Genomic DNA, 14,441 nt, shown 5'->3' with positions numbered 1-14,441 from the left:
ATTCTCTCCGGGGCGTTCTCTCCGGGGCGTTCTCTCCGGGGCGTTCTCTCCGGGGGCATTCTCGCCAGAAGACCCGGCGCGCGCTCAGCGCACGCCCAAGCGCGTTGCCACATCCTCGAAGCCGGGGTCTTCGGCGTAGATCGCCGACAGCTCGCGGCGGCTGTCGCTGCGGCGGCCGACGGCGGCATAGGCCAAGGCCCGTTCATAGCGGATCTGGCGCAGCAGTTCCTCGGGGCGATCCTGCTTGCGCCGATAGGCCTGGGTGAAGGTGGCCACCGCCGCCTCGTCCAGGCCGAGCGCCCGCAGCGCCCGTCCCTTGTAGAGCAGCAAGGCGGCATGCACCGGCGTTTCGTTCTCGATCCCGGCGGCCAGATGCACGATCCGATCGGCGGTCTCCGGGGGCAATGGCTCGGCCTCGAGCAGCAGTTCGGCGAGCGCGGCCTTGACCACCACATCGTCGGGCGTCTGCGCTAGGACCGCTTCCAGATGCGCCCGGGCGGGCGCCGTCTCCCCGCGCAGTTGATGCAGCTCGGCGAGTGCCAAGCGCGTGCCGCGTTCGCGCGGGCCGATGTGCGCGGTCACCTCCGGCGTCACCGTCAGATGGGTGGTGGCCTGGATGCCGTACTTGGCGTACAGGCGGCCAAGCCCCTCGACCTGCGCCAGCGCGGCCTGCAGGTGCGCCTCGGCCAGGTCAAGCTCCTCGCGCTTCAGGCGCAGCAGGCCGGCGATCCAACGCGCGTCCGCCTGCTCAGGCGCCTTCTCGAATTGGGTCAGTGCCTCGGCCTCGTCGTCGCCGTGCAATGCCCGCAGCCCATCGATGAAGGCCGCCTCGTCGGCGGGGGTGATCAGGCGCTTGAAGAAGCCCAGCGTGAGTCGATCGCGCACCGGCACCGATGGCCGATCCGGTTGCGGCCGCGCGGTGGCGGAGCGGGACTTGCCGCGCCCGGGATTCTGCACCGTGTAGAAGAGCCCGGTGCCGGGCAGGCCGACCGTGGCGCGTGTGCCGCGCGGGCCGATGGTGTACTTGGCGCCACGCGGACCGAGCGACAGCGAGGCGCTGGTCTTGCTCAGATTCAGAGTGACGCCGGGGAAAAGCTGCACGCGGCGCCAGAAGCGAAAGGCCATGAGGTTTCCTCCCTGATGGGCGGTCAATGACGATGGTTGGTTGCGATGCAAGCCTAGCGCAGTCTCGGCGTTCTGTGGCGCCGCGCCATGGACCTCAGGTGCCCTGAATCCGGTCGTAGTAGCGCGGGCGATAGAGCAATCGCGGCACCGCGCCATCGCTGAAGCCGGCGCGAGTGTGCAAGACATTGTTGCTGATCAGTCCCCAACCGGATTCCAGGCGGCCGCGCAGATGCCAATCAGTCTCGCGCTGCAAGATCGCCTTCAGCCGCGCGACGGCCTCCTGCGTCGGCGGATCGTCGCGCCAGGAGATATTGCGTGCTCGATGGGTGTAGCGCATGTGCAGCTGGCCGTCGGCGCGGACCGAGAACACCGGGCCGGTTCGATCGGGACGCACCTGCTCGCCGTCGACGAAACTCGCCGGGATGGTCATGCACTCGGGGTGCATGAGCGCGCGGATCGACTCCGGCGATTGATCGCGCAGCAGGATGTAGGCGATCTCGTGATCGAGCAGGTCGTTGGCGCCGCCCTGCTCGGCAGGCTGGACGCAATGCAGCAGCAGGCTGTCGATGCGCTGCTCGGGCGCGTTGTAGTAGCCGTCGGTGTGCCAAGCAATCGGGCGGTTGGAATAGGGGATGTAGTCGCGATGGCGGGCGTCGGTCTGCACCGTCAGCGAGGTGATGGCATCGTCGTCGGCGCCGCGATTGTGGTCGAGCCGTTGCAGCCCAAACGCGGCACCGAGGCGGGTCGGGATCGCCTTGTCGGGATCGTCGCCGGTCTTGCCGATGTAGATCGCCATGTTGGCGCGCTGGCAACGCTCGAGGATGGCTTGCTGTTCGGCCGGGGTGAGCTGACGCGGGTCGCCGATCTCGACCACCAGTTCTTCAAGTCGGGTTGGGGCGGCGGCGAGTTTGCGCTCGCGCCAGCGTTGGTAGGCGTTGTCGTCGGCGAGATCGAATGGGGAGTTCAACATCTTTGAAACGGCTGAAAGGCGTGATTTGTGTTGTTTTTGGTGTTTGCTTCTGTTGTGAAGCGCGTCTTGCTGTAAGTCTAACCGGGGAAGAGTTTCCCTGTCGGTGACGCTGATCGGCTCATGCCGGCGGCTACCAACCCCGCGCCAGCAACGGCTTCAAGAACTGCCCGGTATAGGACGCCTCGCAAGCGGCGATCTGCTCCGGGGTCCCGCTGGCGATGACCTGCCCGCCCTTGTCGCCGCCCTCGGGGCCGAGGTCGATGATCCAATCGGCGGTCTTGATCACGTCCAGATTGTGCTCGATGACGACCACCGTATTGCCGGCATCGCGCAGCCAGTGCAGCACTTGCAGTAGATGCCGAACGTCCTCGAAGTGCAGGCCGGTGGTCGGCTCGTCGAGGATGTAGAGGGTGCGGCCGGTGCCGCGCTTGGACAGCTCGCGGCTGAGCTTGACGCGTTGTGCCTCGCCGCCGGAGAGGGTGGTCGCGGCCTGGCCCAGGCGCAGGTAGCCGAGACCGACGTCGGCGAGCGTCTTGAGCTTGCGGCGGAGCGCCTGCACCGGCCCGAAGAAGGCGAGCGCGTCCTCGACCGTCAGGCTCAGCACTTCATCGATGGTCTTGCCCTTGTAGCGGATCTCCAACGTCTCGCGGTTGTAGCGCCGACCCTGGCAGACATCGCATTGCACATAGACATCGGGCAGGAAGTGCATCTCGACCCGGATCAACCCGTCGCCCTTGCAGGCCTCGCAACGTCCGCCCTTGACGTTGAAGCTGAAGCGGCCGGGCCCATAGCCGCGTGCGCGCGCCTCGGGCACGGCGGCGAACAGATCGCGGATCAGGTTGAACAGCCCGGTATAGGTGGCCGGGTTCGAGCGCGGGGTGCGGCCGATCGCGGACTGGTCGATGTCGACCACCTTGTCGAACTGCTCCAGGCCCTCGATGCCGGCATGCGGCGCGGGCTGTAACGAGGCGTTGTTGAGCAGGCGCGCGGCGAGCGGATAGAGGGTGTCGTTGATCAGGGTCGACTTGCCGGAGCCGGAGACGCCGGTGACCACGCAGAAGGTGCCGATCGGGATCGCGGCATCGATGGCGCGCAGATTGTTGCCGCTGGCGCCGCGGATGATCAGTGGCTGCTCGCCGCGCCCTGGTCGCCGCTCGCTCGGGATCTCGATGCGCCGGGTGCCGCTGAGATACTGTCCGGTCAGCGAGGCCGGCTCGGCGGCGATCGCCTCCGCCGTGCCTTGGGCGACGATCTCGCCGCCATGGGCGCCGGCGCCGGGGCCGAGATCGAGCACATGGTCGGCGCTGCGGATGGCGTCCTCATCGTGCTCGACCACGATCACCGTGTTGCCGAGATCGCGCAGCCGGGTCAGGGTGCCGAGCAGACGGGCGTTATCGCGCTGATGCAGGCCGATCGAGGGCTCGTCGAGGATGTACATCACGCCGACCAGCCCGGCGCCGATCTGGCTGGCCAGCCGGATGCGCTGCGCCTCGCCGCCGGAGAGGCTCTCGGCGCTGCGCGCGAGCGTGAGATAGTCCAACCCGACATCGACCAGGAAGCGCAGGCGCTGGGTGAGTTCCTGGACGATCTTGGCGGCGATCTCGCCGCGCGTGCCGGGCAGTTGGAGCGTCTCGAACCAGCGCAGCGATTCGCCGACTGGCAATGCGGACAGGGCCGGTAGGTTGCGGCCGTCGATCAGCACCTGCCGCGCCGCCTCATTGAGCCGGCCACCGGCGCAGCTCGGGCAGGGGCGCGCCGAGATGACCTTGGCCAGTTCCTCGCGCACCGCCGCCGAGTCGGTCTCGCGATAGCGGCGCTCCAGGTTCGGGATGATCCCCTCGAAGGCTCGCGGCTTGCCGCTGCCGCGCTCGTGCGGCAGTTTGAACTTGAGCCTTTCCTTGCCGCTGCCGAACAGGATGGTCTGCTGTACCCGCTCGGGGAGATCGTGCCAGGCTGCTTTGAGATCGAAGCCGAGATGCTCGGCGACACTGGCGAGCATCTGGAAATAATAGCCATTGCGCCGATCCCAGCCGCGAATGGCGCCGCCGGCCAGGCTCAGCTCCGGATGCCGGATCACCTTGGCCGGATCGAAGAACTGCTCGACGCCAAGCCCGTCGCAGGTCGGGCAGGCGCCGGCCGGGTTGTTGAACGAGAACAGCCGCGGTTCCAGCTCGGCCAGGCTCCAGCCGCAGTGCGGACAGGCATAGTTGGCCGAGAAGGTCAGCGGCGGGCGTTCTTGGCCAGCCGCGTCTGGGTCCATCCAGGCCACCCGCAGCAGACCCTTGGAGAGGGCTAGCGCGGTCTCGATCGATTCGGCCAGGCGCAGCTGCAGGTCGGCGCGGACGCGGAAGCGGTCGACCACCACCTCGATGCTGTGCTTGCGCTTGGCGTCCAGCGGCGGCGGGCTGTCCAACTCGCAGAGTTCACCATCGACGCGAGCGCGGACGAAGCCTTGGGCATTCAGCTCGGCGAACAGGGACTGCTGATCGCCCTTGCGCTCGACCACCACCGGCGCGAGCAGCATCAGCCGCTCGCCCTCGGGCAGCGCCAGGATCTGATCGACCATCTGGCTGACCGTCTGCGCCGCCAGCGGCTCGGCATGGGTCGGGCAGTGCGGGATGCCGACGCGCGCGAACAGCAGACGCAGATAGTCGTGGATCTCGGTGATGGTGCCGACGGTCGAACGCGGGTTGTGCGAGGTGGTCTTCTGCTCGATCGAGATCGCCGGCGACAGCCCCTCGATGTGATCGACATCCGGCTTGTCCATCATCGACAGGAACTGCCGGGCATAGGCGGACAGCGATTCGACGTAGCGGCGCTGACCCTCGGCATAGAGGGTGTCGAAGGCGAGCGACGACTTGCCGGAGCCGGACAGCCCGGTGATCACCACCAGCCGATTGCGTGGCAGATCGACATCGATGTTCTTCAGGTTATGGGTGCGCGCGCCGCGAATGCGGATCTGCTCGACCGATGGGCTGCCCGGCAGCAAAGCGTTGGTCCTGCTTGATCGTGGGGGCTGGTGATATGCGCTGGCGCATCCGTGGCGGTCGGACTCGTCGAGCGCGCCGCTCGCTCAGAACCCCTCGGTGGAGGTGAACAGACCGACGCGCAGATCCTTGGCGGTGTAGATCACCCGGCCGTCGACATCCATGGTGCCATCGCCGATGCCGAGGACCAGCTTGCGCGAGATGACCCGCTTCATACAGACGCGGTAGGTGACCTTCTCGGCGCTGGGCAGCACTTGGCCGGTGAACTTGACCTCGCCGACGCCGAGCGCGCGGCCGTGGCCGGGGTTGCCGACCCAGGCCAGATAGAAACCGACGATCTGCCACATGGCGTCGAGCCCGAGACAGCCCGGCATCACCGGATCGCCGGGGAAGTGGCAGCCGAAGAACCAGAGTTCCGGTTTGATGTCGAGTTCGGCGATGATCTCGCCCTTGCCGTACTCGCCGCCATAGTCGGCGATGCGCGTCACGCGGTCCATCATCAGCATGTTCGGCACCGGCAGTTGGGCGTTGCCGGGCCCGAACATCTCGCCATAGCCGCAGGCGAGCAGCTGCTCGCGATCGAAGGATTCGGTTCTACTCATTCTTGGTCTGGATTCCGTCTCGGTGGGCGAGATTGCCGTGAAATAAACGCTGCGTGTTCAGTGGGGCAGGGCGCTATGCAGCCAACGGCGCGGCCGATTCGTAGTCAGCGGGCCAACGCGCGTTCGAGGAAGGGAACGATCTCGTCGAGCGCGATCAGCTGCATCTCGGTATCGCGCCGGCCCTTGTATTCGACCTGGCCGTCATCGAGGTGCTGATCGCCGATGACGACGCGATGGGGAATGCCGATCAGTTCCATGTCGGCGAACATGAAGCCGGGGCGGACGTCGCGATCGTCGAGCAGGACCTCGATGCCGACCGCCCGCAGGCGTTCATAGAGGTCGTCGACGGCCGCGCGCACGCGAAACGATTTGCCGAGCTTCATCGGCAGCAGCGCGACCTCGAACGGCGCGATGCTGGCCGGCCAGCGGATGCCGCGCTCGTCGTGGTGCTGCTCGATAGCGGCGGCGACCACGCGCGAGACGCCGATGCCGTAGCAGCCCATGGTCATGGTCACGGCCTTGCCGGACTCGTCGAGCACCACGGCCTTCATCGCCTCGCTGTACTTGCGCCCGAGCTGGAAGATGTGACCGACCTCGATACCGCGTGCGATCGTCAAGGTGCCTTGGCCGTCCGGGCTGGGGTCGCCCTCGACCACGCTGCGCAGGTCGGCGACCGCGGGCGTCGGGAGATCGCGGCCCCAGTTGAGGCCGAACCAGTGCTTGCCGTCCTGGTTGGCGCCGGCGCTGAAGTCGGCGGTAGCGGCAACGCTGCGATCGGCGATGCAGGGCAGGGGCAGATCCTTCGGCCCGAGCGAGCCGGGACCGGCGCCGACCGCGGCGCGGATCTCGTCCTCGCTGGCCATGCGCAGTGGCGCCAGGACCTGGGGCAGCTTCTCGGCCTTGACCGGATTGAGTTCGTGGTCGCCGCGCACCAACAGCGCGACCAGTCCCCGCTCCGCGCCGGTCTCCGAATCGGCGCCGGCGACGACCAGGGTCTTGACCGTGCGCTCGATCGGTTGGCCGAAGCCTGCGACCAGATCGGCGATGGTCTTGGCGTTGGGGGTGTCGACCAGACGCCGCTCCTCGCCGGGCGCCGGTGCGCTGGCGTCGAGTCCGACCGCCTCGGCCAGCTCGACATTGGCGGCGTAGTCGCTGCCGGTCGAGAAGGCGATCGCATCCTCGCCGGAGTCGGCGAGGACATGGAACTCATGCGAGGCGTTGCCGCCGATGGCGCCGGTATCGGCCTGCACGGCGCGGAAGTCGAGTCCGCAGCGACGAAAGATGCGGCTGTAGGCCTGATACATCGCCTCGTAGGTCTGCGCGAGCGAGTCTTGGTCGACATGGAAGGAGTAGGCATCCTTCATCAGGAATTCGCGCGCGCGCATGACGCCGAAGCGCGGACGGATCTCGTCGCGGAATTTGGTCTGGATTTGATAATAATTGATCGGCAATTGCTTGTAGCTGCGCAGCTCGTTGCGCGCGAGTTCGGTGATGATCTCCTCGTGCGTCGGGCCGAAGCAGAACTCGCGCTGGTGGCGGTCCCTGAGGCGCAATAGCTCGGGACCATAGTGCTCCCAACGCCCCGATTCCTGCCACAGCTCGGCCGGTTGCACCGCCGGCATCGAGACCTCCAGGGCACCGGCGCGATCCATCTCCTCGCGCACGATGCGCTCGACCTTGCGCAGCACGCGCAAGCCGAGCGGCAGCCAGGTGTAGAGTCCCGCCGCAAGCTTGCGGATCATGCCGGCGCGGAGCATCAGCCGGTGACTGGCGATCTCGGCGTCGGCCGGCGTTTCCTTGACGGTGTTCAGCGGAAATTCTGAGGTACGCATGGGCGGCGGGACTCTATGAACAAAATGTCGAAGTCTATCTCAATACATGTGCTGGCCGCCATTGACCGACAGCGTGGTGCCGGTGATGAAGCCGGCCTCGTCGGCGACGAGAAACAGCACCGCGCGCGCGATGTCCTCGGGCTGGCCAAGGCGGCCGACCGGGATGCCCGCGATGATCTTCTCCAGCACATTGGCCGGCACCGCGCGCACCATCTCGGTATCCACATAGCCGGGGGCGACGGCGTTGACGGTGATGCCCTTGGCCGCGCCCTCTTGGGCCAGCGCCTTGGTGAAGCCATGGATGCCGGACTTGGCCGCGGCGTAGTTGACCTGGCCGTATTGGCCGGCCTGGCCGTTGATCGAGCCGATGTTGACGATGCGCCCGAAGGCCCGCGCGCGCATGCCCTCGATGACCGCGCGCGCGCAGTTGAAGCAAGAGCCCAGGTTGGTGTCGATCACCTGCTGCCACTGCTCGGGGCGCATCCGATGCAGGGTGCCGTCGCGGGTAATGCCGGCGTTGTTGACGAGGATGTCGATGGGGCCAAGATCCTGCTCGATGCGCTGGATGCCCGCGCCGACGGCGTCGAAATCGGCGACATCGAACTTGTAGGCCGGAAGGCCGGTGTGGTCGCTAAAGGTCTTGGCGGCCTGATCATTGCCGCCATAATTGGCCGCGACCTGATAGCCGGCCGCCTTGAGCGCGATGCAGATCGCCTCGCCGATGCCACGGGTGCCGCCGGTCACCAATGCTGTTCTTGCCATGGGATGGTCTCTCTCTCTCGCTCTCGTCTTTGGTCGATTGTTTTTATGCCGCGTTGCGATCGGTCACCGGCTGAGCCGGAGAATCGGCCATCCGGATCGATCGCCGCGCTGGCGACATAGTAACGCAGACCTCGACCGCGTTTCGCGGCGACGCGGACGCTTGAGCCGGCTAGAATGACGGGAAGAACAATGAGGACAAGCTTGGAGGGGTAATCGCCTTGAAAGAACGCGTGATCGCGATCATCGTATCGCTGTTGGTGTGGAGCCTGGCCGGGGCCTTGTTCGGCGGTTTGTTCATCGGCCTGCACCAGGTCCTGGTGCTGCTCGGGCTCGGCGGTTGGCAGCCGCTGGTGTTCGGCGCCGTGGCTGCGGCAATGACCACGGCCGCGTTCTACAGCGCCATGCCCTTGGCCCTGGTGGGGGCGACCTCCGGGGTGTTGGCGTCGATCGGCTATCTGGTGATCTCCGGCCAGAGGATCGAGCTGGCGGCGATCACGCTGTTAGCGGCCGGGACCGGGATCGCCGCCGGCGCCTTTTTTGCCTGGACCGGCCGCCAGAACGCCCGCCCCCTGGCCGAGACCCTGACCGGGATGCTTGCCGGTTTCGGCGCCGGCTTGGCGCTGGTGTTGGTGTTGACCACCCTGGGGACGCCGGTTGGTTCGTTCGTGATGGCCGCCGGCGTGGTGGCGATGGTCGGCACGCTGTTCCAGCTCAATGAACACTGGATCGTGCAGGCCTGTCACGGCTGGTTGCCGGATAGCCTGGCCGCGCCCCTGGTCGCCGGGCTGATCGCCTCGGTGATCGGCGCCGCCGTCTGGCTGATGGCGGGGATGACGACGCCGATGCTGTTCGGCGGCGAGCGTTCGGTGATCGATCAGGTGTTGCGCGAGGTCCCATCCGGCGCCTTGGGCGGGATGCTCGGTGGCGCGGTGACGGGGCTGATTCTTGAGCTATTGGGCTTTCGGCTCGAGGATCACGATGTGGTTTGAGAGGGATTTGCGGCAATCGCTGGCATGCGCACGCGGCCTCTCTGTGCCGCCGCTCGGCCTTGCGCCTGTTCGGCCCTGCGCAAGCGCGATCGCTGGCAGGGCCGGTCCCGCCTCATGAGCCGGGCTTCCAGGCCTCTCAGACCAGCACGCCCGGCGAGAAGCTATAGCTGTCGATGATGTTGACGTAGTTGGCGCGCTCGAAATCGACCGGATTCGGCACCGCCAGCGCGCTGACGCGGCCGCGAATGTCGGCGATCGACTCGAAGCTCTGCTCGTCCATCCAGTGCGTGATCCCATCGAGGATACGCGCAATCTGGGGGGCGCCATTCTTCAGCAGCGTGCTGCACAGATGCACCGCATCGGTGCCGGCGAGCAGCAGCTTGATGGCATCGTCTGCGGTATGGATGCCGCCGGTGGCGCCGAGCGACAGCCCATCGATACGGCCGTAGAGGATCGCGATCCAACGCATCGCCAGCAGCGCCTCGGCCGAGGTCGAGGGATGCAGGCTCGGCTGCAGGCGCAGGCTGTCGATATTGATGTCGGGCTGATAGAAGCGGTTGAACAGCGACACGCCATCGGCGCCGGCCTCGGCCAGGCGTCGCACCATGTTGCCGACCGAGCTGAAGCTCGGCGACAGCTTCATATTGATCGGGATGCCGATCTGGCTCTTGAGCAGACGCAGGATCTCGAGATAACGCTCTTCGACCTGGCTGCCATCCAGATCGATATCGGCGGCGATATAGTAGACGTTGAGTTCGAGCGCGTCGGCGCCGGCCTGCTCGAGTTCCTTGGCGTGCTCGATCCAGCCGCCCGGGGTGACGCCGTTGAGGCTGGCGATGATCGGGATATCGAGCGCCTCTTTCAGCTTGCGCAGATTGTCGAGGTAATTATCGAGGCCGGTACTGAAGTCGTTCCAGTCCGGGATGAAGCCCTCGCCGATCTCGGCGAAGCCGGTGTCCTGCTGATGCAGGAACCGATTCATGGTCTCGGTCTCGGTGGTCACGGCCTCCTCGAACAGCGAGTACATGATCAGCGCCGAGGCGCCCTGATCCTCGAGTTCCTTCGCTTGCGCGATGCTCTTGGACAGGGGCGAGGAAGAGGGGACGATCGGGTTCTTGAGTTCGAAGCCGAGGTAGTTGGTGGTCAGGTCCATGGGGATCTCCGGGGCGAAGGTCTGAGTCGGGCGAGTGCGCCGCGAGGGGCTTGGCCCCTCGCGCGCTGACGGCTGTTAAGGTCTCACTCGGCGCTTGCGGGCTTCTCCGCCTTCTGCCAGGCCAGATGGGCCAGCTGCTCATAGAGCGAGTACTTGCTCTCGACGTGCTTCTGCGCCAGCTTCAGGAAGCGCTCGGCGTCATCCGGATGGGTGCGGTTGAGCACGCTGAAGCGGGTCTCGCTGGCCAGATAGTCCCGATACGGGATGCTCGGCGCCTTGCTGTCCATGTGCAGCGGATTCTCGCCTTGCGCGATCTTGCGCGGATCATAGCGGAACAGCGGCCAGTGACCGGAGTTCACCGCCATATCCTGCTGGCGCAGGTTGTTCGACATGTCGACGCCGTGCGCGATGCAGGGCGAGTAGCAGATCAACACCGAGGGACCGGGATAGGACTCGGCCTCGAGGAAGGCGCGAATGGTCTGCACGTCCTTGGCGCCGAAGGCGATCTGGGCCACATAGACGTTCTCGTAGGCCATCGCCATCATCGCCAGATCCTTCTTGAAGGTCGGCTTGCCGCCGGCCGCGAACTTGGCCACCGCGCCCATCGGCGTCGCCTTCGAGGTCTGGCCGCCGGTGTTGGAGTAGACCTCGGTGTCGAGCACCAGCAGATTGACATCGCGCCCGGTCGAGAGGACGTGGTCGACGCCGCCGTAGCCGATGTCGTAGGCCCAGCCGTCACCGCCGACGATCCAGACGCTGCGCTTGACCAGGTTCTCGCAGACGCTGAGCAGGACCTTGGCCTCGCGGCTGTCCATCCCGGCGAGCTTGTCCTTGAGCGCGGCGACGCGTTGGCGTTGCTCGAAGATGCCGGCTTCGGTGCTCTGATCGGCCTTGAGCAGCCCGTCCGCCAGGTCGGTGCCGATCTTGTCGGCGAGCAGGGCGACGTATTCGCGGGCCTGATCGGTCTGCTTGTCCACCGCCAGACGCAGGCCGAGGCCGAACTCGGCGGTGTCCTCGAACAGCGAGTTGTTCCAGGTCGGGCCGCGGCCATCGGGGTTGGTCGTGTAAGGCGTGGTCGGCAGGTTGCCGCCGTAGATCGACGAACAGCCGGTGGCGTTGCCCATCAGCATGCGATCGCCGAACAGCTGGGTGGCGAGCTTGATGTAGGGCGTCTCGCCGCAGCCGACGCAGGCGCCGGAGAACTCGAACAGCGGCTGCAGCATCATCGCGTGCTTGATCTTGCTGGCGTCGAGCTTGGTGCGGTCGTATTCCGGCAATGACAGGAAGAAGTCCCAGCGTGGCACCTCGAGGTCGTGACGCTCCTCGGCCGGACGCATGTTGAGCGCCTTGCGGCTCGGGTCCTTGCGGTCGCGGATCGGGCAGACCTCGACACAGAGGCCGCAGCCGGTGCAATCGTCGGGCGCGATCTGATAGCTGATGCGGTAGCCCTCGGGGAAATCCTTGCCCTTGAGTTTGGCGCTCTGGAAGCCCTCGGGCGCTTGCGCGAGCGCTTCCTCGGGGAACACCTTGGAGCGGATCGCCGCGTGCGGGCAGACCAGCGGGCACTTGCCGCACTGGGTGCAGAGGTCGTCTTCCCACTGCGGCAGTTCGAGGGCGATGTTGCGCTTCTCGTAGCGGGTGGTGCCGGTCGGCCAGGTGCCATCGGCCGGCATCAGGCTCACCGGTAGGCTGTTGCCCTTGTTCGCGATCAGGGTGGCGGTGACGCGCTGGACGAAATCCGGCGCGTCGGCAGGGACCACCGGCGGGCGCTCGAACGGGCTGCTGACGGCGCCCGGGATCTGAACCTGGTGCAGCCCTTCGAGCGTGGCATCGATGGCGGCGTAGTTGCGATCGAGCAGGCGCTGGCCCTTCTTGCCGTAGGTCTTCTTCACCGCGTCCTTGATCTTGGCGATCGCCTCGTCCTTCGGCAGGATGCCGGAGATGGCGAAGAAGCAGGTCTGCATGATGGTGTTGATGCGCCGCCCCATGCCGGTCTTCTCGGCGATGTCGTAGGCGTCGACCACATAGAATGCGATGCCCTTGTCGATGATCTGCTGCTGCATCGACTTCGGCAGATCGTCCCAGACCCGATCCGCCGGGGTCGGCGAATTGAGCAGGAAGGTCGCGCCGTCCTTGGCCTTGGCGAGCATGTCGTAACGGGTCAGGAAGGTCGGCTGATGGCAGGCGACGAAACTGGCCTCGCCGTCACCGATCAGATAGGTGCTGTTGATCGGGTTGGGACCGAAGCGCAGGTGCGAGATGGTCACCGCGCCGGCCTTCTTGGAATCGTACTCGAAGTAGCCCTGGCCGAAGTTCGGCGTCTCCTCGGCGATGATCTTGATCGAGTTCTTGTTCGCCGAGACGGTGCCGTCGGAGCCGAGCCCGTAGAAGACGCACTCGGTGACGCCTTCGCCCGCAGGCTTGAAGCTCGGGTCCCAGTCCAGGCTCGTGTGGCTGACGTCATCGATGATGCCGAGGGTGAACTTGTTCTTCGGCTTGTCCTTGGCCAGCTCGTCGAACACCCGCTTCACCATCGCCGGCGTGAACTCCTTCGATGAGAGCCCATAGCGCCCGCCGACGATGCGCGGCAGGGTCGCCATGCTGCCCTCGCCGACCGCCTCGGCGAGCGCCGTGACCACGTCCAGATAGAGGGGCTCGCCATTGGAGCCCGGCTCCTTGCAGCGATCGAGTACGCCGAGGGTCTTGACCGTGACCGGCAGGGCCTCGAGCAGATGCGCCTTGCTGAACGGTCGGAACAGCCGGACCTTGATCAGGCCGACCTTCTCGCCCTGGGCGGCGAGGTGTTCGACCGCTTCCTGCGCGGCGCCAATGCTGGAGCCCATCAACAGGATGACCCGTTCGGCATCCTCGGCGCCGACGTACTCGAACAGCTTGTACTGGCGTCCGGTCAGCTCGGCGAGCTGATCCATGCGCTTCTGCACGATCTCCGGCACTGCGGCGTAGTACGGATTCACCGTCTCGCGGCCCTGGAAGTAGACATCCGGGTTCTGGCTGGTGCCGCGGATGATCGGATGATCCGGATTCATCGCCCGCTCGCGATGGGCCTTGACCAGATCCTCGTCGATCATCGTGCGGATCTGCTCGTGCGAGAGCTTGGCGATCTTGTTGACCTCGTGCGAGCTGCGGAAGCCGTCGAAGAAGTGCAGGAAGGGCACCCGCGATTCGAGCGTCGAGGCCTGCGCGATCAAGGCGAAGTCCATGACCTCCTGTACCGAGCCGGAGCAGAACATCGCATAGCCGGTGGCGCGGCAGGCCATGACGTCGGAGTGATCGCCGAAGATCGACAGGCCCTGGGCGGCCAGCGAGCGCGCCGAGACATGGAACACCGCCGGGGTCAGCTCGCCGGCGATCTTGTACATGTTCGGGATCATCAGCAGCAGACCCTGCGAGGCGGTGAAGGTGGTCGACAGGGACCCCGCCTGGAGCGCGCCATGGATGGCGCCGGCAGCGCCGGCTTCACTCTGCATTTCGATGACACTAGGGACCGTGCCCCAGAGATTCTTGACCCCCAACGAGGACCATTCGTCCGCCCACTCGCCCATGTTGGAGGAGGGCGTGATCGGATAGATGGCGATGACCTCGTTGGTCAAATGTGCGACGTAGGCGGCGGCTTCGTTGCCGTCGACGGTGACCATGTGCTGTTGCGACATCGTGTTACCACGTTGGATGGATGATGGGCGCTCCGACCGAGGAGCCTGTGAGCCGCCGGGGCGGTCTCTCAGCAGACCTTGGCGACGTCTCTTTGACGATCCGGACGCCGGTTCGGTCGGAGACGGAGAACTCGGTGAAACTATAACGAGATTCTTGCCGTCGCCGGCTGATCTCGGTTCAAGAACGACCAGGAATTCACCTCTCACATGATCCGGGTCAGGAAATCGAGACGGTTACTCCTGAAGTGCTCGAGAGCCACGCTCTGTCGCTTTCGGTTTAGGTCAAATCTTATTATTGATTAATACCTTGGCGCTGGGGTTTTGGGTGTGGGTCATTCGTTGTTTCTGGA

9 protein-coding genes are annotated in these 14,441 nt (G+C 65.9%); 1 reads left to right on the top strand and 8 read right to left on the bottom strand.

Annotated features, from left to right (window positions below; translation table 11 throughout):
• Positions 1-84: 84 nt before the first annotated feature.
• From ACLFQI_RS00600 to phbB, 6 genes are all read right to left on the bottom strand, one after another.
• Complete coding sequence (locus ACLFQI_RS00600) at positions 85-1,125, bottom strand: DUF4236 domain-containing protein (protein WP_410756853.1); 1,041 nt, start codon at positions 1,123-1,125, stop codon at positions 85-87.
• A gap of 94 nt (positions 1,126-1,219) precedes the next feature.
• Complete coding sequence (locus ACLFQI_RS00595; protein WP_410756852.1) at positions 1,220-2,095, bottom strand: TauD/TfdA family dioxygenase; 876 nt, start codon at positions 2,093-2,095, stop codon at positions 1,220-1,222.
• Between the two features lie 130 nt (positions 2,096-2,225).
• Positions 2,226-5,084, bottom strand: a complete 2,859-nt coding sequence (uvrA, locus tag ACLFQI_RS00590) for an excinuclease ABC subunit UvrA (RefSeq protein WP_410756851.1) — start codon at positions 5,082-5,084, stop codon at positions 2,226-2,228.
• 84 nt (positions 5,085-5,168) lie between these two features.
• On the bottom strand, positions 5,169-5,684 hold the full coding sequence (gene fabA, locus ACLFQI_RS00585) for a 3-hydroxyacyl-[acyl-carrier-protein] dehydratase FabA (protein WP_410756850.1): 516 nt from the start codon (positions 5,682-5,684) through the stop codon (positions 5,169-5,171).
• A gap of 104 nt (positions 5,685-5,788) precedes the next feature.
• Positions 5,789-7,516: a proline--tRNA ligase gene (locus ACLFQI_RS00580; protein WP_410756849.1), complete on the bottom strand. Its 1,728-nt coding sequence runs from the start codon at positions 7,514-7,516 to the stop codon at positions 5,789-5,791.
• Positions 7,517-7,555: 39 nt separating this feature from the next.
• Positions 7,556-8,278 carry an acetoacetyl-CoA reductase gene (phbB, locus tag ACLFQI_RS00575; protein ID WP_410756848.1) on the bottom strand — a complete coding sequence of 241 codons (723 nt, stop codon included), beginning with the start codon at positions 8,276-8,278 and terminating at the stop codon, positions 7,556-7,558.
• A gap of 218 nt (positions 8,279-8,496) precedes the next feature.
• Here phbB and ACLFQI_RS00570 point away from each other — a divergent pair, with 218 nt between their 5' ends.
• A complete protein-coding gene (locus ACLFQI_RS00570; protein ID WP_410756847.1) occupies positions 8,497-9,267 on the top strand; it encodes a spermidine synthase in 771 nt (256 codons plus the stop codon).
• A 136-nt stretch (positions 9,268-9,403) separates the two neighbouring features.
• Here the strand turns inward: ACLFQI_RS00570 and ACLFQI_RS00565 are convergent, their stop codons facing one another.
• Together ACLFQI_RS00565 and nifJ are read right to left on the bottom strand one after the other, a co-directional pair.
• Positions 9,404-10,420: a dihydroorotate dehydrogenase-like protein gene (locus tag ACLFQI_RS00565; RefSeq protein ID WP_410756846.1), complete on the bottom strand. Its 1,017-nt coding sequence runs from the start codon at positions 10,418-10,420 to the stop codon at positions 9,404-9,406.
• 83 nt (positions 10,421-10,503) lie between these two features.
• A complete protein-coding gene (gene nifJ / locus ACLFQI_RS00560; RefSeq protein ID WP_410756845.1) occupies positions 10,504-14,091 on the bottom strand; it encodes a pyruvate:ferredoxin (flavodoxin) oxidoreductase in 3,588 nt (1,195 codons plus the stop codon).
• Positions 14,092-14,441: the final 350 nt, after the last annotated feature.

It is taken from the genome of Halochromatium sp. (assembly GCF_046541315.1).
Classification (GTDB): Bacteria; Pseudomonadota; Gammaproteobacteria; order Chromatiales; family Chromatiaceae; genus Lamprobacter.
This window is presented reverse-complemented; position numbering and strand designations above follow the sequence as displayed.